Source organism: Gordonia sp. UBA5067 (assembly GCF_002414845.1).
GTDB lineage: Bacteria > Actinomycetota > Actinomycetes > Mycobacteriales > Mycobacteriaceae > Gordonia > Gordonia defluvii.
This window is the reverse complement of record NZ_DIAX01000026.1, coordinates 11,742-12,003: the sequence shown is the minus strand read 5'-3', so window position 1 is coordinate 12,003 and position 262 is coordinate 11,742. Positions and strand designations below refer to the sequence as shown.

The following is a 262-nucleotide window of genomic DNA, read 5'->3' as shown; positions in this document are numbered from 1 at the left end:
CTCTTGGTCGACTCGACCTCGGCGAAGGAATCGCCGGTGGCCACCGAGTCGCCGGCCCCGGGCAACTGCACAAAAACGACATCGCCAAGCTGATCCTGCGCATAGTCGGTGATCCCGACCCGGACGGTCGTCTCGTCCACCTTCACCACCCACTCGTGTTCCACGGTGTAGCGGAGGTGGTCGGGAATGTTCGATTCAGCCACTTGCCTTCCCTTCGTCGGCGACAACGGTATCGGGTCCGCCTGCGGCGGGGGGGGGGGGG

General features: G+C 65.6%; 1 pseudogene. It reads right to left on the bottom strand.

Annotation, left to right across the window (positions count from 1 at the left end):
• Window positions 1-203 (bottom strand): annotated as a pseudogene (locus B4M62_RS03660) (glycine cleavage system protein H); the annotation flags it as partial.
• Window positions 204-262 lie beyond the last annotated feature (59 nt).